Annotated in this window: 22 protein-coding genes and 1 tRNA gene; 10 read left to right on the plus strand and 13 right to left on the minus strand. The window is 57.4% G+C overall.

What is annotated here, in order from left to right:
- Positions 1–66 precede the first annotated feature (66 nt).
- From GRI38_RS03860 to GRI38_RS03875, 4 genes are all read left to right on the plus strand, one after another.
- The gene (locus GRI38_RS03860; protein WP_160681584.1) at positions 67–1,422 is read left to right on the plus strand and encodes a helix-turn-helix domain-containing protein; all 1,356 of its coding nucleotides are present in this window, start codon (positions 67–69) and stop codon (positions 1,420–1,422) included.
- A gap of 133 nt (positions 1,423–1,555) precedes the next feature.
- Positions 1,556–3,646, plus strand: coding sequence for an XrtA/PEP-CTERM system histidine kinase PrsK (gene prsK / locus GRI38_RS03865; RefSeq protein WP_237487420.1), 2,091 nt, complete (start codon positions 1,556–1,558; stop codon positions 3,644–3,646).
- Positions 3,647–5,014: a PEP-CTERM-box response regulator transcription factor gene (prsR, locus tag GRI38_RS03870; protein ID WP_160681586.1), complete on the plus strand. Its 1,368-nt coding sequence runs from the start codon at positions 3,647–3,649 to the stop codon at positions 5,012–5,014.
- 61 nt (positions 5,015–5,075) lie between these two features.
- On the plus strand, positions 5,076–6,008 hold the full coding sequence (locus GRI38_RS03875) for a bile acid:sodium symporter (RefSeq protein ID WP_160681587.1): 933 nt from the start codon (positions 5,076–5,078) through the stop codon (positions 6,006–6,008).
- On the opposite strand, the gene GRI38_RS03880 is transcribed toward GRI38_RS03875, so the two are convergent.
- Positions 5,995–7,053: a DUF475 domain-containing protein gene (locus GRI38_RS03880; protein ID WP_160681588.1), complete on the minus strand. Its 1,059-nt coding sequence runs from the start codon at positions 7,051–7,053 to the stop codon at positions 5,995–5,997. The genes GRI38_RS03875 and GRI38_RS03880 overlap by 14 nt on opposite strands.
- A 9-nt stretch (positions 7,054–7,062) precedes the next feature.
- Positions 7,063–7,935 (minus strand): 3-methyl-2-oxobutanoate hydroxymethyltransferase, encoded by an 873-nt coding sequence (panB, locus tag GRI38_RS03885; protein WP_160681589.1) that lies wholly within the window; start codon positions 7,933–7,935, stop codon positions 7,063–7,065.
- 135 nt (positions 7,936–8,070) lie between these two features.
- Here panB and GRI38_RS03890 point away from each other — a divergent pair, with 135 nt between their 5' ends.
- The gene (locus tag GRI38_RS03890; protein WP_160681590.1) at positions 8,071–9,501 is read left to right on the plus strand and encodes a sodium-dependent transporter; all 1,431 of its coding nucleotides are present in this window, start codon (positions 8,071–8,073) and stop codon (positions 9,499–9,501) included.
- Positions 9,502–9,552: 51 nt separating this feature from the next.
- Here GRI38_RS03890 and GRI38_RS03895 read toward each other — a convergent pair whose 3' ends face one another.
- Entirely contained in the window at positions 9,553–10,035 is a 483-nt protein-coding gene (locus GRI38_RS03895) for a pyridoxamine 5'-phosphate oxidase family protein (protein ID WP_160681591.1), read from the minus strand.
- Positions 10,036–10,211: 176 nt separating this feature from the next.
- Here GRI38_RS03895 and GRI38_RS03900 point away from each other — a divergent pair, with 176 nt between their 5' ends.
- The 3 genes from GRI38_RS03900 to GRI38_RS03910 are packed head-to-tail and all read left to right on the plus strand — an operon-like array spanning position 10,212 to position 13,649.
- Complete coding sequence (locus GRI38_RS03900; RefSeq protein WP_160681592.1) at positions 10,212–11,456, plus strand: putative DNA modification/repair radical SAM protein; 1,245 nt, start codon at positions 10,212–10,214, stop codon at positions 11,454–11,456.
- Positions 11,453–12,919 (plus strand): UdgX family uracil-DNA binding protein, encoded by a 1,467-nt coding sequence (locus GRI38_RS03905; RefSeq protein ID WP_160681593.1) that lies wholly within the window; start codon positions 11,453–11,455, stop codon positions 12,917–12,919. The genes GRI38_RS03900 and GRI38_RS03905 overlap by 4 nt, the downstream gene beginning before the upstream one ends.
- Entirely contained in the window at positions 12,912–13,649 is a 738-nt protein-coding gene (locus GRI38_RS03910; RefSeq protein ID WP_237487336.1) for an extensin-like domain-containing protein, read from the plus strand. The genes GRI38_RS03905 and GRI38_RS03910 overlap by 8 nt, the downstream gene beginning before the upstream one ends.
- A 3-nt stretch (positions 13,650–13,652) precedes the next feature.
- On the opposite strand, the gene phoB is transcribed toward GRI38_RS03910, so the two are convergent.
- The 7 genes from phoB to GRI38_RS03945 all read right to left on the minus strand — a co-directional run bounded on the left by phoB (position 13,653) and on the right by GRI38_RS03945 (position 21,025).
- Entirely contained in the window at positions 13,653–14,342 is a 690-nt protein-coding gene (phoB, locus tag GRI38_RS03915; RefSeq protein ID WP_160681595.1) for a phosphate regulon transcriptional regulator PhoB, read from the minus strand.
- 60 nt (positions 14,343–14,402) lie between these two features.
- The gene (gene phoU, locus GRI38_RS03920) at positions 14,403–15,074 is read right to left on the minus strand and encodes a phosphate signaling complex protein PhoU (protein ID WP_160681596.1); all 672 of its coding nucleotides are present in this window, start codon (positions 15,072–15,074) and stop codon (positions 14,403–14,405) included.
- Positions 15,071–15,838: a phosphate ABC transporter ATP-binding protein PstB gene (gene pstB, locus GRI38_RS03925; protein WP_202389894.1), complete on the minus strand. Its 768-nt coding sequence runs from the start codon at positions 15,836–15,838 to the stop codon at positions 15,071–15,073. The genes phoU and pstB overlap by 4 nt, the downstream gene beginning before the upstream one ends.
- A 17-nt stretch (positions 15,839–15,855) precedes the next feature.
- Positions 15,856–17,106, minus strand: coding sequence for a phosphate ABC transporter permease PstA (gene pstA, locus GRI38_RS03930; RefSeq protein ID WP_160681598.1), 1,251 nt, complete (start codon positions 17,104–17,106; stop codon positions 15,856–15,858).
- Between the two features lie 2 nt (positions 17,107–17,108).
- The gene (pstC, locus tag GRI38_RS03935) at positions 17,109–18,494 is read right to left on the minus strand and encodes a phosphate ABC transporter permease subunit PstC (RefSeq protein WP_160681599.1); all 1,386 of its coding nucleotides are present in this window, start codon (positions 18,492–18,494) and stop codon (positions 17,109–17,111) included.
- Positions 18,495–18,508: 14 nt separating this feature from the next.
- Positions 18,509–19,552, minus strand: a complete 1,044-nt coding sequence (locus GRI38_RS03940; RefSeq protein ID WP_160681600.1) for a substrate-binding domain-containing protein — start codon at positions 19,550–19,552, stop codon at positions 18,509–18,511.
- 198 nt (positions 19,553–19,750) lie between these two features.
- Positions 19,751–21,025 (minus strand): sensor histidine kinase, encoded by a 1,275-nt coding sequence (locus GRI38_RS03945; protein ID WP_237487337.1) that lies wholly within the window; start codon positions 21,023–21,025, stop codon positions 19,751–19,753.
- Between the two features lie 103 nt (positions 21,026–21,128).
- Between GRI38_RS03945 and GRI38_RS03950 the strand changes: the two genes are divergently transcribed.
- Positions 21,129–21,203 (plus strand) — tRNA-Glu (locus tag GRI38_RS03950).
- A gap of 30 nt (positions 21,204–21,233) precedes the next feature.
- Here the strand turns inward: GRI38_RS03950 and recJ are convergent.
- Positions 21,234–23,021 carry a single-stranded-DNA-specific exonuclease RecJ gene (gene recJ / locus GRI38_RS03955; protein WP_160681601.1) on the minus strand — a complete coding sequence of 596 codons (1,788 nt, stop codon included), beginning with the start codon at positions 23,019–23,021 and terminating at the stop codon, positions 21,234–21,236.
- A gap of 141 nt (positions 23,022–23,162) precedes the next feature.
- On the opposite strand from recJ, the gene GRI38_RS03960 reads away from it, so the two are divergent.
- Positions 23,163–23,591, plus strand: a complete 429-nt coding sequence (locus tag GRI38_RS03960) for a flavodoxin family protein (protein ID WP_419880258.1) — start codon at positions 23,163–23,165, stop codon at positions 23,589–23,591.
- Here the strand turns inward: GRI38_RS03960 and GRI38_RS03965 are convergent, their stop codons facing one another.
- Positions 23,592–24,548, minus strand: a complete 957-nt coding sequence (locus GRI38_RS03965) for an NAD(P)H-dependent flavin oxidoreductase (RefSeq protein ID WP_160682455.1) — start codon at positions 24,546–24,548, stop codon at positions 23,592–23,594. It lies immediately after the preceding gene.
- A 74-nt stretch (positions 24,549–24,622) separates the two neighbouring features.
- Positions 24,623–25,672, minus strand: a complete 1,050-nt coding sequence (locus tag GRI38_RS03970) for an amidohydrolase family protein (protein ID WP_160681603.1) — start codon at positions 25,670–25,672, stop codon at positions 24,623–24,625.
- Positions 25,673–25,677: the final 5 nt, after the last annotated feature.

Consider the following 25,677-nt stretch of genomic DNA (forward strand, 5'->3'; position numbering starts at 1 on the left):
CTAACTATGGTTCAAACGATAGTTTTCTTGTAAGTCTGTAAATATCTTGACACTATCAGGTTCGTTATGAGCACGCAGCCTATTTATGCTGGCCACGCCTTGCGAAGATTGAGGCGCAAGGCGAACCTTACGCAAGCTGCCATGGCTTCGCGTCTCGACATTTCCGCGAGCTACCTGAATCTGCTCGAGCGGAACCAGAGGCCGTTGTCTGCGCGGGTAATGATGCAATTGGTAGGCGGCTTCGACTTCGACCCGAAGCAGCTGAGCGCGGATGAGACTGTCGGCGGCATCGACGGTCTGTCGCGGCGTCTTGCGGACGAACGGTTCACCGATCTGTCGCTTGATCGTGAAGATATAGACGAGTTGCTCGCGGTCGCTCCCCAATTCGCAAGCGCCTTCGCGCGGCTTTATGACACGGCGAGCATGAGAGACACTTCAATTACGGACCCGCTGACGGCATGCCGGAAAGAGATCGAACGCTGGCAAAATTATTTCGGAAATATCGACGAAGCGGCAGAACGCTTGGCGGACGAGCTTCGGCTTTCGCGCGCCGATGTCGGGGCAGCCATTGCCGAGCGGCTGCGCGAGCGTCATCAGTTATCGGTTCGTATTCTTCCCGATGAAGTCATGCTGGGCAAGCGGCGGAGGCTCGATCTGCACGCACGCCAGGTTCAACTATCCGAAATGCACAGTGTCTATTCGCGCAATTTCTCGCTCGCCGCGCAGCTAGCCGAGCTGGAATTACGACAATTGCTGGCCGAAGCGAGAAGCGGTTTCGATGCCGACGACACAAGCGCAGCGGATCTGTTTGCGCGCTACCTCGTTTCATACGCCGCGGCGGCAATTCTGATGCCCTACAGCCGCTTTCTACGCGCCTGTCGCCAGACGAATTACGACCTCGCTATTCTTCCGCGTCGTTTCAGCGTCAATTTTGAGCAGCTCTCCCACCGCTTGACGACCCTGCAGCGCGTTGGGGATCGCGGTTTGCCCTTTTTTCTGATTAGGGTCGATCGAGCCGGTCAGATATCGAAGCAACTTCTCGGGGCCAGTGGAGCGGCAATGTTCGAAAGCGGTCAGCTATGTCCGCTCTGGCGCGTATTCGACAGCTTCGCAGGCATTGCCGGAATGCACCGACATCTCGTTACCTTTGCCGATACTAAACAAGGTAGCTGGTTTTCCGTGGCGCAATCTGTCGAGCGCGCGGAGGGTAGCGGCATCGGCCAGTTTGCAATCTTGCTTGGCATTAAGTCTGATTATGCCGATGAACTGGCGCAGTCGCGCGGGTTCATGCTTGCTCCTGAAAGTGCTGAACCGATCGGGCCGGGCTGCCGGTATTGCTTTAGACGAAATTGCGCGCAGCGAGCATTTCCGCCGCAGGGGAGCACAATTGAATGGAGCGAGGGACGGCGCACTTCCATTTAGACAAGAAGCCCCGTTCGGTTACAGCAAATTTACCAAATTTTTCTAGGTGTTCGCAGGATGTTGTGACCGGGCGGGCAATTTTGGTGTCGATGCAAATTTTGATCTCTGTCACCTCTCATGTGAGCGTCGCGTGATGCAGGCGGATCTTTCACAAATCGCTGATGCTGCCTTCCTGATGGGGCAGTTGCTCGCGGCAGCAGCGTCGTTCTTTTGCGCCATTTGGTTGTTTCGCACGGGTGATCGGGCGCGACGAGACCGCATGCTGTCGGTTGCCGCGCTCATCTCGGTCGGAATATGGTGCATCGCGCTCGTCGGGTCAGGTTACGACAGCATATTTTCCGAGCTTGCGTCTGTTTGCCGTAATCTTTTCTGGATTAGCCTAATTTTCGTTCTTTTCCGGTCGCTTATGGGCGATACGCTGTTCCGGCAGGTCAAATGGCTGAACCTCGTACTTCTGGCGGCTGAAGCCGTTCAGCTCCTCCTTGTTGCGGCTTCGATTGCCTTGTCCGATAACGAAGAGGCGCGTCAGTTGATCGATGATGCCTCGATCCTCCTACGTATGCTCGTTAGCGTAGGAGCCTTGATCCTCACCCATAATCTCTTCGTAGAAGCAAACCAACGAAGATCCGTTCTGCGTTGGGCTGCTGTCGCCATGGCGAGCTTCTGGGGCATCGAACTGGGTGCCTATGTCGGGCTTTTCGCGCTCGATCCATCGGAAGACGGATTATGGTCGGCAATTCATTACGGGCGAAGCATCGGGCCGATCTTCTTTGCAGTCCCTTTGTGTGTCGCAGCCAAAGCTGCAAACGCGCAAATACGCATCGCTCCGTCCCGTTCGGTCACTTTCAGAAGCCTGTCGGTGCTTTTGATCGCGGCGTATGCCGTTGCGGTCGGCACGCTTGCGCGTTCGTTCGGCGAGGCGTCCACGGGGATCGACCAGTGGATCGTATCCTTCTTGCTGGTAGCGACGCTGGTTACCGGATTTCTCTGGCTTCCAAGCAAGCAGTTTCGCGAAGGCGCGAGGGAGTTGGCGGCCCGACATTTGTTCAAGCATCGTTACGATTTTCGTCGTTCCTGGCTCCAATTTTCTGAAACCATTGGACAGCGAACCGGTCGCGTGGAAAATATCGAAGCACGGTGCCTCAGGACAATGTGCGACCTGTTAGAAACGAGTGGAGGACATCTTTTCACGGTCGATGATGTCGATGGCTTTCAGCACGGAGCGAGTTACCCTCTCTCAAAACCTGACCTGCATATCTCGCGGCTTCCCACGCCAATCGCCCATAAGTTGACGCTAAATAGGCAAATCGTTGCGATCGATGGCGGTCTTGAGGAAGAGAAGGCCGAGCTCCATGAATGGCTTGGCGACGTCGCAAAATGGTGGGCCTTGGTGCCCATGTTTCACTTCAATAAACTCGTGGGGGTTGCCCTTCTGCAAGCGCCGTCATTCAGACGAAAGCTCGATTGGGAAGACATCGAACTCATGCAGGTTCTAGGCTCTCAAATCGGCAGTTACCTAGCCGAACATAGCGCGCAGAAAAGTCTGATGGATGCCGAGAAGTTCGACGAGTTTAACAAGCGAATGGCTTTTCTGATGCACGACATAAAGAACCTGTCGAGCCAACTGTCCCTCCTCGTGCGAAACGCGGCAACACATCTCGATAACCCGGAATTTCGTGCTGATATGTTGACGACGCTCGAGAATAGCAGTCGCAAGATGCGCGGGCTCGTCTCCAAGCTCGGTAATTACGACGATATGGGTGAAGAGGCGTCCAGGACTATAAATTTGGAGGATTCATTAAGAGCGCTGGTCCGCAAACTGGGGACGCAAGACAGTATCAGGGTCGGAATGACCGAATCATGCTATGTCGAGGTCTTCCCGGACAAACTCGTGCAAGCTTTGTCTCACCTGATGCAAAACGCACTGGATGCTACCGAGAACCCGACACCGGTGGTCGTCGATTGCAAGTTGGTCGATGGGCAGGTGCAGGTGACGATTGCCGATAGCGGTTGTGGAATGTCGCCGGAGTTCGTTCGAAACGACCTCTTCAAGCCGTTTGTTTCGACCAAAACGAATGGATTTGGCATTGGAGCGTTTGAAGCCCGAAAGCTTATCCGGGAATGCGGAGGCGAGATCGCCGTCGTCTCTGAGAAAGGTATCGGGACAATCGCCACAGTGATCCTGCCTGCTGTCGGCGCTAACAAGATAACGAAGGTTGCTTAGATGAACGAACAGCGACCGGAACTGCTGGTGATCGAGGATGATGAGGGGCTCCAGGCGCAGTTAAAATGGGCGTATGAGAAATACGCCGTGTCGATTGTCGGCGACAGGGAAGCTGCACTTTCGCGATTTCGTGAAATCAAGCCTGCTGTAGTCACTCTGGACCTCGGCCTTCCTCCCGATCCAGATGGAACAAGCGAAGGTTTCGCGATCCTCGACCAGATCATGCAGGAAGCATCGCAGACGAAGGTTATCGTGGCGTCGGGGCACGGAGAACGGGAAAGCGCGCTCCACGCAATCGCACGAGGCGCATATGATTTTTATCAAAAGCCGATCGATATTGACGCACTCGGAATGATCGTCGACCGGGCTTTTCACCTTTTTGCGATCGAGGAAGAGAATAGGCGACTACTGCTCAAATCGCAAGATGGGCAGACGATACTTGGCGGGATGATTACGGGCGCGCCCGAGATGATCAAGGTCGCGCGTACGATTGAACGCGTTGCTGTTACCGACGTATCGGTCGTCATCCTGGGTGCTAGCGGAACCGGGAAAGAGTTGGTTGCGAAAGCGCTGCACGAGCAGAGCCCGAGAAGGCATGGTCCTTTTGTCGCTATTAATTGCGCTGCAATCCCCGAGACACTCCTAGAAAGCGAATTGTTCGGTCATGAGAAAGGGGCCTTCACAGGAGCAGTCAAGCTGAGGGAAGGAAAGATCGAACTTGCTGCCGGCGGTACGCTCTTTCTCGACGAAGTTGGGGACATCCCCTTGCAGCTCCAGGTGAAGCTCCTCCGGTTCCTGCAGGAGCGCACGATCGAACGGATTGGCGGCCGTTCGTCCATCTCGGTCGATACCCGGATCGTTTGCGCAACACACCGAGACCTTGAATCGATGATCGAGGATAAGCTCTTTCGCGAAGACCTCTTCTACCGCCTCACAGAAGTGGTGATACGGGTCCCCCCGCTCGCCGAACGATCCGGGGATCCGATCTTGCTCGCGAAAGCCTTTCTCGCGAAATTCGGGTCAGAAATGAACCCGGCGATTAAGGGATTTACAACCGAAGCGCTGGCCGCGATCGCGGAATGGCACTGGCCGGGCAACGTCCGCGAGCTCGAAAATCGAGTGAAACGCGCCGTTATCATGACCGACGAGAAATTTATCAGTGTAAGCGATCTTGATTTCGACGACGAGGCACAAGGCGAGGCGACAGCGCTTCTCGAATTGAAAGCCGCGCGCGAACAGTCGGATCGGCGAATGGTGATCGAGGCTCTCTCGCGGTCGGAGAACAACATCAGTAAGGCCGCAAAACTTTTAGGCATAAGCCGTCCGACGCTTTATGATCTGATGAAGCATCATTCGCTTCAGCCTTAAGGCTGCTTCGCCGAAAACGGAGATCACCATAGGTCAGTTTGCACGACTAGCAGCAGATCCAATGCTGCGACTGCTGACGTTCGCAATCGTGCTGGCGGCTGTCTTTCCGGCGGCAGGATCGTGGCGAAGTATCGCAAGCGACGTCTCGTCAGTTGCCATATTCCTGCTCTTCTTCCTGAACGGGATACGGATCACCCGAGAGGAACTCTGGCGAGGAACTCTGAATTGGCGATTCCTGCTTCCGCTCGTTCTTTGGACCTTTCTCGTAATGGGTTGCATCGGACTATTGGCGAGCAAGCTGACGCTTCACATCCTTCCGGCAACCCTCTCCGTAGGTTTTCTATTCCTAGGCGTGCTACCTTCTACGGTGCAGTCTGCGACTTCCTATTCGATGATTGCGGGCGGCAATGGCGCTTTATCGGTCGTCAGCGCAGCTATACTTTCAGTCGTCGGCATATTCGCAAGCGCCCCGCTGTTCCTCCTTTTCGGGGGTGACGAGAGCGGGGCGGTGGGCCTCGATGCGGTCACCAAGATCGTAGTCATTTTGATCTTACCGCTCTTGCTCGGACTGATCGTTCAACCACTATTGCGGACGGTAGTGATGAAGCGAGCCCATCTGGCGAGTTGGGCGGATCGGTTCGTCATAGCGATCGCGGTGTATGTCGCCCTGTCCGGCGCGGTCGAGCAAGGCCTTTGGCAACGTGTCTCGCTCGCGGACTGGGCCATTATTCTCGCTATCACCGCCGTGCTGCTGACAATCGCTCATGCGGGCGCATGGTGGTTGGCTGGGTGTCTGCAACAGCCGCGAAAGGACAGGATCTCCTTCATGTTCGCTGGAGCTCAGAAAAGCGCCGCAATCGGTGCGCCGTTAGCGGCAATCATGTTCGAGCCCGATATCGCCGGCTTCGTGATCGTTCCGCTACTGCTTTATCACCTGTTGCAACTCGTCGTGGCAGCCCCAATCGCCGCGAGGCTCAACATCAGGTCGGGTTAGCGACCGCTGCCATCTTTCGCTTGTGGCGTACAGACCACCATAGGGAAAGACCGATCAGAACCGCCCCGATGAGGCCGGTAATCGTTTCGGGAATGTGAAATTCGGCAGAGAACAGCATGATCGTACCCAGTGCGATGATAGCCCAGAAAGCACCGTGTTCGAGGTAGCGGAATTGAGCCAGGGTTCCCGCACGCACGAGATGAATGGTCATCGACCGTACAAACATCGCACCGATTGACAGTCCGATTGCGATAATCAGCATGTTATTCGTTAGAGCAAACGCACCGATCACACCGTCGAACGAAAAACTCGCATCAAGCACCTCGAGATAAAGAAACCCGCCGAGACCGGATCGCACGGCGCCTTCGGCGAGGTTCTTCTTCTCAGTCATGTCGAGAATGGTCCCGATCCCGTCGACTACGATATACGTGACCAGTCCAAGCACGCCGGACACGATGAAGGTGAGCGCTTCTGCTGCTTCGAGCCAGAGAGAAATACCGTAAAGGAGTAGAAGGACGATGGCGATTTCGGCGGCCTTGATGTTGGAAACCTTAGTCACGAATTTCTCGATCGCGACGATCCAATGGACGTCCTTCTCTCCGTCGAAAAAGAAATTGAGACCGACCATCATCAGGAACGCGCCTCCGAACCCAGCGATGCCGACATGCGCACTGGATACGATGGCCTCATAGGTTTCAGGTTCGTTCAACGACAATCTGATGGCGTCGACGGGGCCAATGCCCGCTGCAATTGCGACAATCGCAAGCGGAAAAATGATCCGCATTCCGAAGACGGCAATTAGAATGCCCCAAGTGAGAAAGCGCCGCTGCCATTTCTCGCTCATGTCCCTTAAAACGGTCGCATTTACGACGGCGTTATCGAAGCTCAGCGATACTTCGAGGATGGTCAGAACGAAAACGATCCAAAGAATTTCTCCGGTAGCCGCAATCGATCCCGTACTCGAGTAGCCGTACCAGACCGCCAGTCCGAAACAGACTGCCATGAAGGCGAGCGAAAACTTGTAGAACTGAAGGAGTGTCGACATCGTTCGAGCCTAGGATTTCGCTTTGTAGGTCTGATCGCTGGTCGGGAAGGAGCGTTCCCTGACTTCCGTCGCATAGCGCGCGACGGTGTCTCCGATGCGTTCGGCGATGTCGTCATACTTCTTCACAAAGCGCGGAACGCGCTCGAACATGCCAAGCATATCTTCAGTGACCAGGACCTGCCCATCGCACTGCGCCGACGCGCCAATACCAATCGTCGGACAAGACACGGCCCTTGTTACTTCGATCGCGATCGGTTCTACGACGCCTTCGACGACAATCGCGAACGCGCCGGCATCATCGAGCGCTTTCGCGTCGCTTGTGATCTTTTCCGCTTCCTTGTCGTCGCGGCCACGAGCCATGTAACCTCCGAGAACGTTGACCGCCTGCGGGGTCAGCCCGACGTGTCCCATCACTGGAATTCCTCTCGCAACAAGGAATGCAACGGTTTCCGCCATCGCTGCGCCGCCTTCCAGCTTGACCCCCGCCGCTCCGCTTTCTTTCAACAGGCGGGCTGCGCTTTCGAAAGCCTGTTCCTTGCCTGCCTCGTAGGAGCCGAAAGGCATGTCGACGATGACGACCGAATGATAAGATCCGCGCACGACAGCTGCGGCATGGTTGCTCATCATTTCGAGCGTAACGGGGATCGTAGAAGGAAGTCCGTAAATAACTTGCCCTAGAGAGTCCCCGACCAGCAGCAGATCGCAATGCGCATCGAGAAGTTGCGCCTGCCGCGCCGTATAGGCGGTAAGCATGACGAGCGGTTTGCCCGACGAACCGTCCGTTTTCCGTGTCCTGATCTGAGGCACCGTCAGCCGTTTCATAGGGGCTGGCGTGGGATTTGCGCGACTGGTCGCGGTGTCGATCTGAAACGTCGTGCTCATTCGCAGCGCTCTAACCGTCCTGTTCCACAGATGCAAAGGCACTAGCCATTGCTTTTACGCGGTGAAGCGGCAAGTTTCCGGTAGATTTGCGGTCGACAACTTCGATCGCTCGATAAAAGTCCGGGAGAGAATTGAATGGTGGCCACGACCAAAACGCAGGAGGCCGCGGGACGCGACGGTTGGTCCTCGCGAAGCGGATTCATACTGGCAGCCATCGGCGCGGCAGTAGGCCTCGGTAATCTCGTGCGATTTCCCGCCGAGGCGGCTGCAAACGGCGGTGGTGCGTTCGTTCTCTTCTATATCTTTTGCATTGCGCTGATCGGACTTCCGGTTCTTCTCTCGGAGACGCTCATCGGACGACACGGACAGGCATCAGCGACCCGCAGCGTCGAACGTATGGCGGCGGAATCAGGAGCGTCGAAAGCCTGGACCGGACTAGCGGGGCTTGGGGTTCTTTCAGCCTTCATGATTCTTGCGTTCTATTGTGTGATCGGGGGCTGGGTCCTTTATTACGTCGGAATCTTCGTCGGTGATCTGTTTACGAGCGGTGTAACCGGCGGCGCTTTGGCGGGGATGTCGGCAAGCGATATCGAAAGCATCTTTCCTACCCTGCTGGAGCAGGGCGGGATGATGTCCATTCTGGACGCAGTCTTCGTCGCGATCACCCTGTATTTCGTCGCTCGAGGTGTCTCAGGTGGCATCGAAAAGGCGTCTGTCGTGCTGATGCCAGCATTCTTCCTGCTCCTCATCGGCATAACGGTTTACGGCGCCTTCACAGGAGCCTTCACTGAGACGCTGGCATTTCTTTTCTCGTTCGATTTCACTCGCCTCACGGGTCCCGTCATGCTGGCAGCAGTAGGTCAGGCCTTCTTCTCGCTGTCGCTGGGCGTGGCAGGCATGATAACCTATGGATCGTATGTCGCTCGCGACGTCAATCTCGCCAAGACCTCGACGACGATTGCGCTTGCCGACACGTCCGTCGCGCTGATTGCCGGTCTTTGTATCTTTCCGATCGTCCTCGCGGCAGGCCTGAGTTCGGAAGGGGGGATGGGCCTGATGTTCGCGACGCTGCCGCATTCTTTCCAGTCCATGCCTGCTGGTTCGGTCATCGGGTTGGCGTTCTTCGTCATGGTCGGCTTTGCCGCTTTGACCAGTTCGGTTTCATTAATGGAGGTTCCAACTGCCTGGGCGGTAGACCGTTTTGGGTTCGCTCGACCTATCGCCGCGGGAACGGTCGCTGCCCTCGCGCTCATCCTGGGCGTCGCGTCCGCATATTCGTTCAATGCCTTGAATGACTTTCATCCGCTTGGCTTCATTCCACTCTTCGCCGGAGAAAATCTCTTTACCGCCTTGGATAGCGTAACAGCGAAGCTGTTCATGCCCATTGGAGCGCTTTTGACGACGATTTTCGTTGGCTGGATCGCCGAGCGACGAATGATCGATGCCGAAAATGGTCTTCGCGGCGGACTCGACCGGTTCTGGTTCTTCCTCGTACGCTGGCTTTGCCCGGCGGCTCTTGCCGCCATTTTGATCGTTGGCATTTTCCCCGATATTCTGGGCACCTAAAAAAGGCCGGGCCCTCCGCAGAGGGACCGGCCTTCATTCATCACAGCAAAATTAGAGTGAAGTTTCAGCGTGTTTTTCGCGTCCTTCTTCTCTCACGTCCATGCCAAGCAACATCTTCGCTGTGGTAATCGTACCTAGGTTGCTGTTCCAGATGTCCGCTTCGGCAAGCTTCATGCTCATCATCAGCAAGTTCGGGTCATCTTTACCGCCCGGGAACCACGCTTCGACAACGTTGCTCCATTGCTTTTCGAGCCGTTCGCGGCTTGTCTCTTCGCTAAGAACACCTTCGAAACGCGCAAAGATCTCATGGTCTTCACCAGCGAAGGTGCAGACTGCAGGACCCATCTTGGCAAGATGATGGTCCCGTGTCGTGAAGAACCAAATTTCGCTGTTTGCGTCCTTGTCGAGCTGCGCCGTCATCACGACGGCTTCTCCAGGATTTTCCTTGCGTTCAAGAAACACGAACGGGGAATCGGCGAGCGCCTTCCAGAACTTGTGCTTGAGCTTATCGGCGTCGGCGTCATCGTACTTCATGGTTTTCTCCTATTTTCACAACTGAATACGATTAGCCGAAGCCTGTGGTTCCGAAGGGGCTGCTCCAGAAACTTGCGACGCAATGCCCCCTTTTATGACTTTGTTTAATGGCGAACTGCCTAGAAAAAGATGGAAATGACTTAAGTAAGAACATAAATGGAACATTGAGGTGTTCCATGAAAAATGAAACCATAATCGAGAGACTCGGAATTTTGGCCGATGCGGCGAAATATGACGCATCGTGTGCTTCTTCCGGAACATCGAAGAAGGACAGCCGCTTGGGAAAGGGTATCGGCTCGACTGAGGGGATGGGCATCTGCCATGCCTATGCACCCGATGGACGATGCATCTCGCTTCTCAAGGTCCTTCTCACAAACCACTGCATCTTCGACTGTCATTACTGCGTCAATCGCAAGAGCAGCAACGTTCGTCGTGCGCGCTTCACGCCGCAGGAAGTTGCGGATCTGACGATCAATTTCTACCGCCGCAACTATATCGAAGGTCTTTTTCTCTCCTCGGGAATATTCAAAAGTTCCAATCATACGATGGAGCAGATGGTCGAAGTGGCTCGCATCTTGCGGGACGACTACGATTTTCGCGGTTACATCCACCTCAAGACCATTCCAGAAGCCGATCCCGAACTTGTTTATCGCGCAGGTTTGTATGCGGATCGGGTTTCGATCAACGTCGAACTGCCGACGGATAGCGGTTTGACAAGGCTAGCTCCTGACAAGAATGCCATGCAAATCGAAGGGGCGATGGGGGGCGTGAAAAGCGCAATCACGCAGTCGAAGGATGAAATTAAGAGATTTCGCCATGCTCCGAAATTTGCACCTGCCGGACAATCCACGCAGATGATTGTTGGGGCCGACGCCGCGACGGACTCTGATATCGTCGGTAAAGCGAGCCGTCTGTACGACTCTTTCAAACTGCGTCGGGTCTATTATTCGGCGTTCTCTCCCATACCTGATGCCAGCGCGGTGTTGCCATTGAAGAGACCGCCTTTGGTGAGGGAGCATCGCCTCTATCAGTCAGACTGGCTGATGCGTTTCTACGGATACAAGCCGAACGAGGTCATGCAGGCAACGGAAGCTGACGGAAATCTTCCGCTGGACATCGATCCAAAGTTGGCTTGGGCTTTGAAATTTCGGGAATTCTTTCCGGTAGATGTCAATCGGGCGAGCAAGGAACGGCTTTTGCGCGTCCCAGGTCTTGGGGTAAAGGCTGTCGAGCGCATTATTACGGCGCGAAAGCACCGTTCGCTGACGCTAGACGATATCGCAAAGCTGACCGTATCGATTGCGAAAGTTCGGCCGTTTCTGATTGCGTCAAACTGGCGACCGACCACTTTGACCGACCGTGCTGACCTGCGAACGCTGCTTGCACCTAAGTCCGAACAATTGGAACTGTTCGGCGCATGACTGGGCGAGGAGAAACATGGCATCGGAGATACTATTCGATACATCTCTCCGCTCCCGACGACTTCGAAGAGTGGCGGGATAAAGCCCGCCGTCTCGTTCAATGCGGGATAAAACCGGATCAGGTCATTTGGATCGAACCCGGCGGAAACTCGGACTTGTTTTCAGTAGCAGATGGGAAAGGCAGCACGGCGGAACTGCCAGACTTGCCTGATCATCCGTCACAAATCCGCGTCAGCAAGCGGTTCATGGCCGTGGCCAAGAACGCTTCTCTCCATTCCGATCCGGAACGCTTCGCTTTGCTTTATGGCTTGCTCTGGCGCTTGCAGACCAATGGCGGCTTGATGGAAGACAAGACGGATGACGACGTTCGCAGACTGGAGGAGATGGACAAGAACGTCCGCCGCGACAGCCACAAGATGCATGCGTTCGTTCGGTTTCGCGAAGTCGAGAGCGCCGGGTCTCCAGAGGGCAGAAACCGTTACGTCGCGTGGTTCGAGCCCGAGCACCATATCGTTCGCGCAAATGCAGGCTTTTTCGTAAGACGTTTCACGAACATGCAATGGTCTATCTTGACCCCCAAGGGATCGCTGCATTGGGATGGCGAAATTCTGAAGGCAGGGCCCGGTGCGTCGATTACCGACGCTCCCGATGGCGATCCGGTAGAGGAGCTGTGGCGAAGATACTATGCGTCCATCTTCAATCCTGCGCGTTTGAAGGTTGGGGCCATGCTCAGCGAGATGCCCAAGAAGTATTGGAAAAATCTGCCGGAAGCGGAGCTGATCCCTGCGCTGATTTCGGGAGCGCAGAAGCGAGAAGCTGAAATGGTTGCAACGGGTGAACGTGAAGAACTGGAAAGGCCGGACACCCTCGATCAACTAGATCGGGCCATTCACGGTTGCACGAACTGCCCAATCGGGTTGCTTGAGAACGAAGCCGTCGCCGGAGAAGGACCGGCTGATAAGGAAGCATTTTCCGGTCTCATGATCGTTGGCGAACAGCCGGGCGATCAAGAGGATCGAACGGGGAAACCCTTTGTCGGACCCGCCGGGCAGCTGCTCGATGGTCATCTCGAACGCGCGGGTATCGATCGTAAGTCGGCTTACGTCACTAATGCCGTCAAACATTTTAAATACGTTCAGCGAGGTAAGCGGAGAATTCACCAGTCGCCGGGTGCGAAGGAAATCGACACCTGCCGCTGGTGGCTTGAGAGCGAAACTGACCTAGTCGACCCCAAACTTATCCTTAGTCTTGGAGCAAGCGCGGCGCGAGCCTTTCTCGGAAAAACGGTCAGCATTACGAAGGTGCGCGGAGAGCCGATCAAGCTCGACGGCGGCAGGGAATTATGGGCGACCGTCCATCCATCCTACCTCCTGAGGCTCGATGGCGAAGCTGCAGACGCACAAGCCGAGGCATTCCAGCGCGACTTGGCCAGAGTTTCGGAGCGGCTGCGCGAACTTGCCTGACGCTTTGTCGTTCTCCCGCCGCATCGGTCGTTTCGCCGGCGATTTGCGTACGGTCCGTTTGGTGATGGCAGTCGGAATAATTCTCATGGGCGCCGTTTGGCTGCACCAACATCCGCAACACAATCCGTGGGCTCCACTCGATCTGAGAGAACCTTACGGATTGGCGACATCCGCAAAGCTGCAGAGTCTTCGAGACGATGTGCAGACATGTCGCTCTGTGCTCGAACGCAGCGAAGTGGCTTTTCAGATTTTACCCCCCGACGAGGGACAGCAGGATCAATGCCGCAGAAGCGATAAGACGGTGCTCCCCGGTCTACCTCTTTCGCCTGACCGACCTGTCGCATCGTGTCCCGTCTTGGCCGCGTTCGAAATTTGGCTCGAGCAGACCGTCAGGCCGGCAGCGATCGAAATTTTCGAGGAGGACATCGCATCCGTCGAACATCTCGGCACCTATAGCTGCCGCAGGATTGGCAACTCTGCAGAAGGAACGTGGAGCGAGCATGCTCAAGGCAATGCAATCGACATCGCCGCGTTCAATCTCACGAACGGCCGGCGTATCAGCGTCCTGGACGACTGGAACGGAGAGGATCGGGAGCAGGAGTTCCTAAATGCAGTTCGCGACGGCGCATGCTCCGTATATGCCACGGTGCTGTCACCGGACTACAATGCCGCCCATCGCGACCACTTTCATTTTGATCAGTCGAAGCGTTTTGGCGGCGTTTGCCGATGAAGTTTACACAGGCTCAAGAGCATAGCCGGCCGAACGGACCGTGCGAATAGGGTCGTTGACGTCATCGATGTGAATAGCTTTGCGAAGCCGACGAATATGAACGTCGACGGTCCTGAGTTCGATATCGCTTCCCGTCCCCCAGACCCCGTCGAGAAGTTGTCCGCGACTGAAAACGCGCCCCGGACTTTCCATGAAGAACTTCAGCAACCGGTATTCGGTAGGCCCCAATTGCAAAGTCTGACCGCGGCGTTCGACCTTATGAGCTACGGCATCGAGACGAAGGTCACCGACTTCGATGGCTTCGCCGGCAAGGGCAGGGCGGATACGACGCATGACAGCCGATACACGGGCGAGCAGCTCGCGCGGGCTGAACGGTTTGGTGATATAGTCGTCCGCACCCGTTTCCAGACCGCGAACGCGATCGTCCTCGCCTTCGCGGGCGGTCAGCATGATAATCGGAACGTGCGCCGTCGTTTTGTCGCGCCTCAGTCTGCGGCAGACTTCGATGCCACTCGTTCCCTCAATCATCCAATCGAGAATTACAAGATCCGGAAGGTCTTCGCTTGCCATGACGAGAGCTTCGTCGCCATCTGCCGTTACCCGGACTCGATAGCCCTCGTTGGTAAAGCGATACTCGAGAAGCTCCGACAGGGCCGGATCATCTTCGACAAGGATAAGCTTCGCGCCTTTCATCCTATCGGTCTTCGTTCTTCGCACAGTTCGCCGGGATCATCTCGATTGCCTCGCCGCTGCTTAGAGGTCGTCGTCGATCGGATAGGTGCCGGTAGCGGCGAAGTGGACCATCTCGGCGACATTCGTAGCATGGTCTCCGATACGTTCGATATTACGGGCAACGAAGAGCAGCTGTGCGGCGCTCGAAATCGTTGCGGGGTTTTCAACCATATGGCTGACGAGATTGCGGAAGATGCTGTCGTAGAACGCATCGACCTTTTCATCGGCCTGGATAACGTCCAGCGCCAAATCAGGGTCACGTGCGGCATAGGCCGTCAGCACGTCATGGACCATCTCTGCTGCGACTTCGGCCATTGCGGGGATCAAAGTTAGGGGTTCGAAGCGGCTGCGTTGTTCAATCCGATCGACCCGCTTGGCAATGTTCTTTGCATAGTCGCCGATCCGCTCGACCACACCGGCAATTTTCAGCGCCGCGATTACCTCGCGCAAGTCGTCGGCCATCGGCGCCCTTAGGGCGATGACCCGCACGGAAAGCGTGTCGACCTCTGCCTCGAGGACATCGATCTTCTTGTCGCGAGCGACCACTTTCTTGCCGAGTTCCACATCGCCCCGGACGATCGCTTCGATCGCTTCCTGAATGGAAACTTCGGCGAGGCCGCCCATCTCTGCGATGAGACCCCTCAGGCGGGTGATGTCTTCGTCGAATGCCTTGACTGTATGTTCCACCATCATCCGTACCTTCCGGTGATATAGTCTTTGGTCCGAGTTTCCAGCGGGTTCGTGAAGATATCGGATGTCGGTCCGTATTCGACCATTTGCCCAAGGTGAAAGAAGGCTGTGCGCTGCGATACGCGCGCTGCCTGCTGCATCGAATGGGTCACGATGACGATCGCGTAATTGTCAGCGAGGTCATTTATCAGCTCCTCGATCTTCGCAGTCGCAATCGGGTCGAGTGCCGAACATGGTTCGTCCATAAGGATGACTTCCGGGTCGACCGCAATCGCGCGTGCGATGCAGAGCCGCTGCTGTTGTCCGCCGGAAAGAGCGGTTCCGGAATCGCTCAGCCGATCCTTCACTTCTTCCCAAAGACCGGCGCGCTTGAGCGAATGCTCGACGACGGCATCCATGTCGTCCTTCTTTTCCGCAAAGCCATGGATACGCGGTCCGTAAGCGACGTTTTCGTAGATCGACTTGGGGAAGGGATTGGGCTTTTGAAACACCATCCCGACACGTGCGCGTAGCTGTACGACGTCAATTTTCGGACTGTAAATATTCTCGCCGTCCAGCGTAATTTCACCGTCTACCCGGGCAGAGGGGATGGTGTCGTTCATACGGTTCAAGGTCCGCAGGAATGTCGACTTTCCGCAGCCCGATGGTCCGATGAACGCAGTCACCAGCTTGTTCGGAATGTCGATCGATACGTTGTCGATGGCGCGCTTGCTCTCGTAATAGACCGAGACGTCGCGGGCCTGCATCTTCGCATCACGGACTTCCATGTTCTGGTGTATTCTGGTCACCACTTTTTCTCGAATTTATTGCGCAGGTAGATAGCTAATCCGTTCATTAGCAGGAGGAAGATCAATAGCACTATAATTGCCGCACTCGTGCGCTCGACGAAGCCGCGGTCGATCTCGTCGGACCACAGGAAAATCTGCACGGGTAATACGGTTGCCGGGGACGTGAAGCCGTCTGGCGGACTGGCAACGAACGCACGCATGCCAATCATGAGAAGCGGAGCCGTCTCGCCGAGGGCGCGCGCCATTCCAATAATCGTGCCCGTCAGAATGCCGGGTAGGGCCAGCGGAAGGACGTGATGGAAAACCACCTGCACGCGCGATGCGCCAAGGGCTAGCCCGCCATCCCTGATCGAGGGCGGCACTGCCTTGATGGCGTTGCGACCCGAGATGACGATGACGGGCATGGTCATAAGGGCCAGCGTCATCCCGCCGATCAGCGGTGCCGATCGCATGTTCGGAAAAATCCAGAGAAAGACAGCCAGGCCGAGAAGTCCGAAAATGATGGAAGGAACTGCGGCAAGATTGTTGATCGATACTTCGATTATATCGGTGAGCCGGTTCTTCGGCGCATATTCTTCAAGGTAAACCGCAGCCAGCACTCCAATGGGAAAAGCAAGTGCGAGAGTGACCAGCATCGTCAGCATCGAACCCTTCAGAGCCCCCCAAATGCCGACCTGTTGCGGGCTCGTCGCATCCGAGCGGGTCAGAAAGCCCCAGTCGAACCGGTTTTCGATCAGGCCCGCTTCCGACAACTCGTCAGCAAGAGCCTGCATTTCCGGCGAACCCTCGCCCGCATAACCCGATGCTAGCTTGGCATCGATGGGAAGCGAAACGACTTCCTCGCGTTGCAAAATTCCAGGATCGTCTACAATTTGCTGGGCCACCTCTCGCCACGCCGACGAGTTGAGGATGGCAGACCCTTCCAATCCGGTCTCTGCCTCTACCGCTGCTTCCACGATCTGCGGAAGACCTTGCGCTTCAAGGGAAGAGAGGGCTCGCTCGCTTCTCAGGGTGGCCTCGTCCCCGGCAAGGCCTGAGGCTGCGAAATCTATGGGGACTTGCAGTTCCGTCCGCTGAAACCCGCCAACCGCATTGAGCGACATCGAAACGAGCAGAATCGCCAGGACAGTAATGGAAAACAGGATAGCGGCGAGGCCGAAGAACTTGAAACGTTTCTCGGCGAGATAGCGCTTGCGAAGGCGCTTGTCGAACTCGGCGGTACGTGTCGGATTGGAAAAGCTCGCCATGGCTATTCGTAAGCCTCACGAAATCGCTTAACGACGCGGAGAGCGATGAAGTTCAACCCGAGCGTCACGAGAAACAGGACGAAGCCGAGCGCGAATGCTGCGAGGGTCGCAGGGTGATCGAAGCTTCCTTCTCCAGTCAGCAACGCGACGATCTGGTAAGTGACAGTCGTCATGGTTTCCAGAGGATTGGCTGTCAGGTTTGCAGCGGCACCGGCGGCCATGACGACGATCATCGTTTCTCCGATCGCGCGGCTGATGGCCAGCATGATACCGGCCACGATACCCGGCAAGGCTGCGGGTACAAGGACGCGGCGGATTGTTTCGGACGTCGTCGCACCCATGGCGAGGCTGCCATCGCGCATGGACTGCGGAACAGCGGCGATCGAATCGTCAGCCATGGATGATACGAACGGTATAATCATCACGCCCATAACGAGACCGGCTGCGAGGGCACTCTCGCTCGACGCATTCTCGACCCCGGCAGCGCGCGCAATGTCGCGGATGAAGGGTGCGACGGTCAGCGCGGCAAAATAACCGTAAACCACGGTCGGTACGCCAGCCAGAATTTCGAGCGTCGGCTTGAGCCAGCTGCGCCATTTCGGACTGGCATATTGCGTGAGGTAGATTGCGCTCATCAAGCCCAGGGGAATGGCAACAATCATCGCAATAATCGCGCCAATATAGATCGTGCCCCAGAAAAGCGGAATTGCACCGTAGCGGCTCGGATCGGGATTGTCGGCACTCGCGATCGGGTCGGGACCCCATTCGGTTCCAAACAGGAAATCGATCGGGCTGATCTTCTCGAAGAAGCGAAAGGTTTCGAAGACAAGGCTGACGACGATGCCAAGGGTCGTGAGAATGGCGACCAGCGATGCCAAGATCAGCACCGACATCACGATCTTCTCGACTTTCGTCCGCGCTGCGAAGTCCGGCTTCAATCGCAAGAATGCCTGCATTCCGGCAAGCAGAGCGATAATGACGGTGAGCGCCAGACCGATGAACTGATAACGCGACAATGCATCGCGATACGGTTCGATAAGGGGCCGCGCTCCCTCGTTGAACACACCAATCGCCGAACCCTCGGCGACGGCACGCGCTTCGTTCAGCAGTTTGGTTCGCTCGAGATCGAAATCAGGCAGGGCCTGACCAGCGGGACTTGCGAGAACGGATTGGGTGACGAGTTGGGGCGATATGACGCTCCATAAACCGATGAACAGCAGGACTGGCAGGATGATCCACAACGCGACGAACCACGCATGATATTGCGGTCGCGCGGCCAGTCTTCGCGCGCCATCAGCCTTTTGAAAGCTCCATGCACGCGCCCTTGCTGCCAGCCATCCGGCCAGTGCAAGCCCGACAGCCAGCAGCAAGAGAGTTGTTATTGTCATGAGTCAGCGGACGATCAGCTCAGATCTTCGCTTGTAAGAGCCGTCAATTCGGTTGCGCGGCGCATCTGTTCGCTGCGCACGTCATTTGGTGTGGCAACCAGACCGATAGCGGCGAGGGGGCCATCTTCGTTCCAGCTCTTGGTCCACTGGTCGATGAATTCGCGCAGTCCCGGAATGTTGCCGACATGCGCTTTCTTGACGTAGACATACAGCGGACGTGCACCGAGATAGTCGAACGATGCAATGTTCTCGTAAGTCGGTTCGACACCGTTCATTGGCAAGCCCTGAACCCGGTCGGAGTTCTCTTCGAGATAGGAATATCCGAATACGCCGACGGCCTGCGGATTGGTTTCGATCTTCTGGACGATGAGATTGTCCTGCTCGCCCTGCTGGACGTAAGCACCGTCATTGCGAACTTCGGTACAAATTGCAGTGTGCCGCTCTTCGTCCGTTTCGGCGAGCTGCTCCATTTCCGGATTGGCGTCGCATCCGACTTCGAGAACCAGTTCCTTCAACGCATCGCGCGTTCCCGAGGTGGGAGGGGGGCCATAGACCAGGATAGGCTCGTCGGGCAGTGAGGGATCGATGTCCGACCAGGTCTCAGCCGTCTGCTCTTCGCCATAGGGATTGGCGGCCAAAGCCCGGTAAACGATTTCCGGAGTGAGGTTCATCGAGATGCCGTTCTGCGCGGACGCGAAGGCAATGCCATCGAGGCCAACCTGCAATTCGACCACTTCGTCAACGCCATTGCTCTGGCATTGCGCGAACTCGGAACTCTTGATCCGGCGTGATGCCATGGTCACGTCGGGCGTATCGGCGCCGATGCCTTGGCAGAACAAGTTGAAACCAGCTCCGGTCCCGGTCGATTCGATAATCGGCGAGCCGATGCCGGGATTGTCGAGTGTCAATTGCTCGGCGACCTTCTTTGCGAACGGAAAGACCGTAGAGGATCCGACAGCGCGAACCTGGTTCCGCGAATCGGAACCGCCGGAACCTCCGCAGGATGCGAGAGCCAGAGCGCCCGCGGCGACGAAAATACTAGGAAAACTGCGATACATGACTGCCAACCTTTGCCTGTTTGGCGGAAAGATAGCCGCGCTAGAGCGACCTAATGTTACGAATTGGAGACAGCGTCGCAATGCCTGTCTCCACTACCGTTCGCCCGTTGTATCTTTGGCACGACCATGCGTTAGACGACTGATTGCGGAATGAGGAGGGACGTCCGCGAGTTTAATCACAAGACAAATTTCTCGCGCTCATTTCTCCGGATTCTCCGAAACTTTTCCAACCCCGTTATCATACAAGGGAAAGCGAATAGCGACCCGGGTTCCCTCGCCGATCTTGCTTTCGATGGTCATGCGTCCCCGATGGCGTTCGACGATATGCTTGACGATGGCAAGGCCGAGGCCCGTCCCTCCCGAAGCGCGGCTGCGACCTGGATCGGTGCGGTAGAAACGCCGCGTGAGATGCGGAAGGTGCTCTGCTTCGATGCCCGTTCCACGGTCGCTCACAACCATCCTCACCTGATCATTGCGGGCAGTTTCGAGCGCAACCGTCACGCTTTCCGTCTGCGATCCGTATTTGAGCGCGTTGTCGACCAGATTGCGGACAAGCTGTTCGATCTGCTGCTCGTCCCCGCGAATTGTGAAGTTCTGTTGCATATCGAAGCGCAGCCTCGCCTCGCGATCCGGTCCCGCTCCGTCCTTCGCTGCCTGCTCAACCAATTCGTTCAACACCAGGGGCTGTGCCGGAGGATCGTGCTTTTCCGCTTCGATGCGTGACAACGACATGAGGTCGTTGACCAGCGCCAGCATTCGGTTGGCTTCGCGCAGGATGGTCTCGTGAAACCTGATCCTGTTGGCCGGCGATACCTCCTCGCCGTCCTCGACCAGCGTTTCGACATAGCCGATGATCGAGGCGAGGGGGGTGCGCAATTCGTGACTCGCATTGGCGACAAAGTCCGAATGCGCGCGGCTGACATCTGATTCGGAGCTTTGATCCAGTAATTCGATGACGGCATGGCGATCGCTGATAACCTGCTGCCCAATGCGCCAGATGTCGCGGCGCCTGACCAGTCCCTGCACGATTGTCGAACCGCCCTTGTCGCTGGTCAGCAATTCGATTGCTTCCGGGTTGCGAAATGCCACGCGCACGTCCTGACCGACGATATGCTCGCCCAGAAGGCGCCGCGCCTCGGCATTGGCGATCTCGATCTTGCCCCGATTGGTCATCATCAGTGGCGATCCCGACAAGTCGAGCATTTCGCGCATCGCCTTTGCGTTGATGGACGACGATGCGGAGTTCGCCTCGACCTGAGGGGGGCGGGAGGCTGCCAGCATGAGGCTGCCGACCCACACAAGGACGACCACCCCGACGAGAATTGGATCGACGCCTGCCGCAATCATGACCACGCCGGCCAGTGCGGCGAGTGCGAACCCAGCCCAGGAAAAGTCGGAAAGACTACTCATCGAGCGCTCGACTAGCCGCTTCATCGCGCCACGCCAAGCAGCCTTGCGCCGACGAATTGCCATCTTTCGAACGCGTTTTCAAAAAATAGCGGAGCAAGGCTTGACTGTCTTGGCGATGCTACGTAATTGCGCCGCCACACCATCGGTCCGGCTCAGCCGGCCTCTTGGCCCCTTCGTCTAGCGGTTAGGACGCGGCCCTTTCACGGCTGAAACACGGGTTCGATTCCCGTAGGGGTCACCACCTCCACACATTGCTTCGGTAAGAGACCGGTCAGTCGGCCCAAGCAGCGTCTTCGAGATGCATTTCCGCTGCGGGACGCGAGCCCCAGTCATCGATCTTCACGCGCCCGGCCAGCCACAGCTTGCGCCCCCGCGATGCGTGAAGCAGCGTCTGCCCCATGTCGCTATCCGCAATGCGGAAGGCGATTGCCTTGAAACTATGACCATCGGCGCCGCGAGCTATCAGGCGAACATGGTCGCTTCCCACGACATCGCATTTCACGAGTTCTACCGGACCAACGGCCACCCGTGGACCGGGCCAGCCGACACCGTAGGGTCCGGCCAGTTCCATGGCTTCGACCAGTGATGGACTGACACCTCCCGGCGCAAGTCCGAGGTCGAGTGCAACATCGAGGCTCTGGCGCGCTTGCGCAACCGCTCCTGCCAGGCGCTCGTCGAGCCACGCGGCCAAATCATTCAAACGGTCGGCCTCGATCGTAAGTCCGGCTGCCATCGCGTGACCGCCCCCTGCGGCGAGCAAGCCCGCCTCTCGCGCAGCGATAATGGCTGCGCCCAGATCCACCCCCGGTATCGAGCGACCGGAGCCTTTCCCCTGTCCCGTCGAATTATCGAGCGCGACGACGATCGAGGGCTTGCCGGTCTTTTCCTTCACCCGTCCGGCGACGATCCCGATGACGCCGGGGTGCCAGCCTTCTCCGGCCAGAACATGCACGGCGTTGTCGCGCTGGCTTTCGAGAAGTTGCTCCGATGCCTCCTGAACTTCGCGTTCGATGGCGCGACGCTCCTCATTGAGGCCCGAGAGCTGTTCCGCGATGAACTGAGCTTCCTCCCGGTCTTCCGTCGTCAGCAAGCGCACGCCCAAGGTTGATTCTCCGACGCGGCCGCCAGCGTTTATTCGTGGACCGAGCGCGAAGCCAAGATCGCTGCATACTGGCGCACGCTTCAGGCGACTGGTATCGAGCAGGGCTGCCATTCCGATATTCTGACGCTTGGCCAGGACTTTGAGACCCTGCGCCACGAAGGCGCGGTTGAGACCCCTCAGTGCCGCGACGTCCGCTACTGTGCCCAACGCGACAAGGTCGAGTAGCGACAGGAGGTTGGGCTCTTCGCGCCCATCGAAATAGTCGCGCTGGCGCAATACGCGTACGACTTCGATGGCCAGCAGGAAAGCGACGCCCACGGCTGCCAAGTGTCCGTGCGATGCCGCAAGGTCGCTTTCGTCGAGACGGTTCGGATTGACCAAGGCGGAGGCGACCGGCAGGTCCGCCGAACATTTGTGGTGATCGACGACGATCACGTCGACTCCAGCTTCGTGGGCCATCGCTAGGGCCTCGTGCGCCATCGCCCCACAATCGACCGTAACGACGAGGCTGCTGCCTTGTCGACCCAATTCAACCAACGCCGAGCCCGTCGGCCCGTAGCCCTCGAGCAGCCTGTCAGGGATGTAATATTCGGCTTCGACGCCGAGCATTCGCAGCAAGCGTATGAGCAAGGCTGCACTTGTTGCCCCGTCGACGTCATAATCGCCGTAGATTGTGATTTTTTCCTCGGACAGTATTGCTTGCACGATGCGGTCGGCAGCCGTCGTCATGTCGCGAAATTCCGCCGGGTCGGGAAGGAAGCTGCGCAGGGTTGGTTGCCGCTCCCGGTCGAGATCGCTCTCGCTCACGCCACGCGCGCGGAGCAACTGCGTCACCAGATCCTGCGTCGGATCGGCGGTTCCGCTGCGCATGTCCATATTCCCTCCGCGCCAGCGCCATCGCTTGCCGGACAGCGAACGTTCGACGCCGAATGCAGGGGGAGAAAAAGAAGTGTTCATCGGCAGATATCTAGCGCTTCGCGAACCGCAATCAAAGGCCGCGCGTTTGACTTTCCCGCAGCGATGGCGGAGGTCCGCCCAAGCATGGCAAGTTCGTCACTTTTGATCATCTGGCATAGTCGGACAGGCGCATCTCAAGCGATGGCCAAAAACGCAGCCGAGGCCGCGGGCGAGGAAGCCCGGTTGCTCCCCGCCGAGAAGGTGGAACCGGCGGACCTTCTCGACGCGGGCGGCTTCCTGTTCGTCTGTCCCGAAAACCTCGCCAGCATGAGCGGCATGATGAAGGACATGTTCGACCGCTGCTATTACCCCTGCCTCGGCAAGCTCGAAGGACGCCCCTTCGCGACATTGATCGCGGCAGGATCGGACGGTGAGGGAGCCCAGCGTCAGATCGACCGCATAGCGAAAGGCTGGCGACTGAAGCGCATCGCTGAACCGGTAATCTTCAATTTCGATGCGCAGGAACCCGAGGCGATACTGGCGGAGAAAACGCTGGACGAGGAGCGACGGAAGCAATGCCGCGAACTCGGCGAAGCCATGGCCGAAGGATTGCGCGCCGGCATCTTCTGATCAGCGCCGCGGGAAGGCCTCCGACGCTTCGAAAAGTTGCTTCTTCGCTTCGTCATATTCGCGCGCCAGCCGTTCGACCTGATCAGCCACGCTTCCAACCGACTTGATCGGTCCGTTGCCTTGCCCTGCGCCCCAGATGTCCTTCCAGGCCTTGGCCTTCGTATTTCCTCCCGATCCGAAGTTCATCTTGCTCGGATCGCTTTCGGGCAGGTCGTCCGGATCGAGCCCGGCATTCTCGATCGATTTCCGCAAGTAGTTTCCATGCACGCCGGTAAAGAGGTTGGAATAGACGATGTCGCTCGAATTGGCCTCGACGATCGCGTTCTTGTAGCCTTCGTCGGCGTTTGCTTCCTCGGTCGCGATCCAGGCCGAACCCATATAGGCTAAATCCGCGCCGAGAGCCTGGGCTGCCAGAATGGAGCGGCCATGTGCGATCGAGCCGGACAGCGCGATCGGGCCGTCGAACCACTCCCGGATGTCCTGCATCAGCGCGAAGGGCGAGATCGTGCCTGCGTGACCTCCTGCTCCGGCAGCGACGGGAATGAGCCCGTCCGCGCCTTTCTCGATAGCCTTGCGCGCGAACCGGTCGTTGATCACGTCGTGCAGCACGATGCCGCCCCAGCGATGGGCCGCCTCGAAGATTTCCTCCCTCGCACCCAATGAGGTTATCATCATCGGCACCTGCCATTTTTCGCAGAGCGCGACGTCCTCCTCCAACCGGTTGTTCGTCTTGTGGACGATCTGGTTGACGGCGAAGGGCGCGACCGGCGCGTCGGGATTGTCGCGGCGAAAGGCGGACAGTTCTTCGGTTATCTGATGAAGCCACTCGTCGAGCATGGATGCGGGGCGCGCGTTGAGTGCGGGAAAACTGCCGACGATCCCGGCCTTGCATTGCGCGATGACCAGTTCGGGGCCGGAGACGATAAACAGGGGCGCTCCGATGACCGGCAGGCGCATCTTGTCGAAGGGCGGCTTCGCAAACACTCTCGTTCTCCGTTTCAAATGAAAACCGACTGGCAGGCTTTAGGCAATCAGGCCGTTTCTAGCAAATGTTCGATACCGTAGAACGAAGCCGCCGAGCCGGCATAGAGTGCCGCCTTTTCATCATCGCTCGCATCGGCGGTGAGGTGCTTGAACGCGTTCCACAGCACCGGATAGGTCGCACCCCACCGATCGACGGGGAAGTTGCTTTCGAACATGGCTCTTTCGGGCCCGAAGGCTTCGATGCACGTTTCGATATAGGGACGCCATAGACGTGCGAGCGTTTCGCTTTCGCATCCGGCTTCCGGACCTTCTTCAGGCAATCCGCAGGTCGCCATGCCGAGCCCTCCCAGCTTGACGACGACATTCTCGCATTTGGCCAGTTCGCGAATGCCCGCTCGCCAGCGTTCGAAGTTCTCGTCGAGTTTGCCGCGATAGGAGGCGATACCAATGGGCGTCCCGCAATGATCGAGGCAAATCGGCTGATCGGGGAAGCTGCGCGCGAGTTCGATCACGTCGCCCAATTGCGGTTCGAGCACCCAAGCATCGAAGGTCAGACCGCGCTTGCCGAGTTCGGCGAACCCTTTGCGGAAGTCATCCTGACGCAGCAGACCCTCCGGCGCATGAAATGGCGGACCCAGAACCTCGGCGTCCGCGTCCCAAGCCGCCTGATGCCGGATACCGCGAAACCGCCCATTCCCTGCTTCGATCAAAGCGTCGAGCACTTCGCCCGCCTTTTCGCCTCGTTGCAGGTCGGCGTGACCGACAATACCGGCGCAGGGAGCGAATTGCCCATACAGTCCGCTCGCGCCCTGTGCGGCGACACCGTTCACATATTCGACTTCGCCGACGACCTTGAGCTCGGCCGGTCGGCGCGCATCGTAGAACGCGCCGCATTCCATGAAGACCGTGCCGATGATGTTGTGACCGGTCCGGGTGTCATCCAGCAGGCTGTCGAAATTGTAGTAGGGCGCGCAGCGAAGGGTCTGAATGAACGGATGATCGACCTCGGCCAATGCTGGTAGAAGGGGCCTAAGATCCCATAGGTGATGATGCGGATCGATGATCGGCAGGTCGGGCTCGAGTATCGTTTCCGTCATTCTTG

Origin of the sequence: Parapontixanthobacter aurantiacus (assembly GCF_009827635.1) — a bacterium.
Classification (GTDB): domain Bacteria; phylum Pseudomonadota; class Alphaproteobacteria; order Sphingomonadales; family Sphingomonadaceae; genus Parapontixanthobacter; species Parapontixanthobacter aurantiacus.

What these genes read in the sequence shown, in the direction of transcription:
- GRI38_RS03860 (WP_160681584.1), top strand. Translation starts at nt 67, where the DNA reads ATGAGCACGCAGCCTATTTATGCTGGCCACGCCTTGCGAAGATTGAGG.
- prsK (WP_237487420.1), top strand. Translation starts at nt 1,556, where the DNA reads ATGCAGGCGGATCTTTCACAAATCGCTGATGCTGCCTTCCTGATGGGG.
- prsR (WP_160681586.1), top strand. Translation starts at nt 3,647, where the DNA reads ATGAACGAACAGCGACCGGAACTGCTGGTGATCGAGGATGATGAGGGG.
- GRI38_RS03875 (WP_160681587.1), top strand. Translation starts at nt 5,076, where the DNA reads ATGCTGCGACTGCTGACGTTCGCAATCGTGCTGGCGGCTGTCTTTCCG.
- GRI38_RS03880 (WP_160681588.1), bottom strand. Translation starts at nt 7,053, where the DNA reads ATGTCGACACTCCTTCAGTTCTACAAGTTTTCGCTCGCCTTCATGGCA.
- panB (WP_160681589.1), bottom strand. Translation starts at nt 7,935, where the DNA reads ATGAGCACGACGTTTCAGATCGACACCGCGACCAGTCGCGCAAATCCC.
- GRI38_RS03890 (WP_160681590.1), top strand. Translation starts at nt 8,071, where the DNA reads ATGGTGGCCACGACCAAAACGCAGGAGGCCGCGGGACGCGACGGTTGG.
- GRI38_RS03895 (WP_160681591.1), bottom strand. Translation starts at nt 10,035, where the DNA reads ATGAAGTACGATGACGCCGACGCCGATAAGCTCAAGCACAAGTTCTGG.
- GRI38_RS03900 (WP_160681592.1), top strand. Translation starts at nt 10,212, where the DNA reads ATGAAAAATGAAACCATAATCGAGAGACTCGGAATTTTGGCCGATGCG.
- GRI38_RS03905 (WP_160681593.1), top strand. Translation starts at nt 11,453, where the DNA reads ATGACTGGGCGAGGAGAAACATGGCATCGGAGATACTATTCGATACAT.
- phoB (WP_160681595.1), bottom strand. Translation starts at nt 14,342, where the DNA reads ATGAAAGGCGCGAAGCTTATCCTTGTCGAAGATGATCCGGCCCTGTCG.
- phoU (WP_160681596.1), bottom strand. Translation starts at nt 15,074, where the DNA reads ATGATGGTGGAACATACAGTCAAGGCATTCGACGAAGACATCACCCGC.
- pstB (WP_202389894.1), bottom strand. Translation starts at nt 15,838, where the DNA reads ATGGAAGTCCGTGATGCGAAGATGCAGGCCCGCGACGTCTCGGTCTAT.
- pstA (WP_160681598.1), bottom strand. Translation starts at nt 17,106, where the DNA reads ATGGCGAGCTTTTCCAATCCGACACGTACCGCCGAGTTCGACAAGCGC.
- pstC (WP_160681599.1), bottom strand. Translation starts at nt 18,494, where the DNA reads ATGACAATAACAACTCTCTTGCTGCTGGCTGTCGGGCTTGCACTGGCC.
- GRI38_RS03940 (WP_160681600.1), bottom strand. Translation starts at nt 19,552, where the DNA reads ATGTATCGCAGTTTTCCTAGTATTTTCGTCGCCGCGGGCGCTCTGGCT.
- GRI38_RS03945 (WP_237487337.1), bottom strand. Translation starts at nt 21,025, where the DNA reads ATGGCAATTCGTCGGCGCAAGGCTGCTTGGCGTGGCGCGATGAAGCGG.
- recJ (WP_160681601.1), bottom strand. Translation starts at nt 23,021, where the DNA reads ATGAACACTTCTTTTTCTCCCCCTGCATTCGGCGTCGAACGTTCGCTG.
- GRI38_RS03960 (WP_419880258.1), top strand. Translation starts at nt 23,163, where the DNA reads ATGGCCAAAAACGCAGCCGAGGCCGCGGGCGAGGAAGCCCGGTTGCTC.
- GRI38_RS03965 (WP_160682455.1), bottom strand. Translation starts at nt 24,548, where the DNA reads ATGCGCCTGCCGGTCATCGGAGCGCCCCTGTTTATCGTCTCCGGCCCC.
- GRI38_RS03970 (WP_160681603.1), bottom strand. Translation starts at nt 25,672, where the DNA reads ATGACGGAAACGATACTCGAGCCCGACCTGCCGATCATCGATCCGCAT.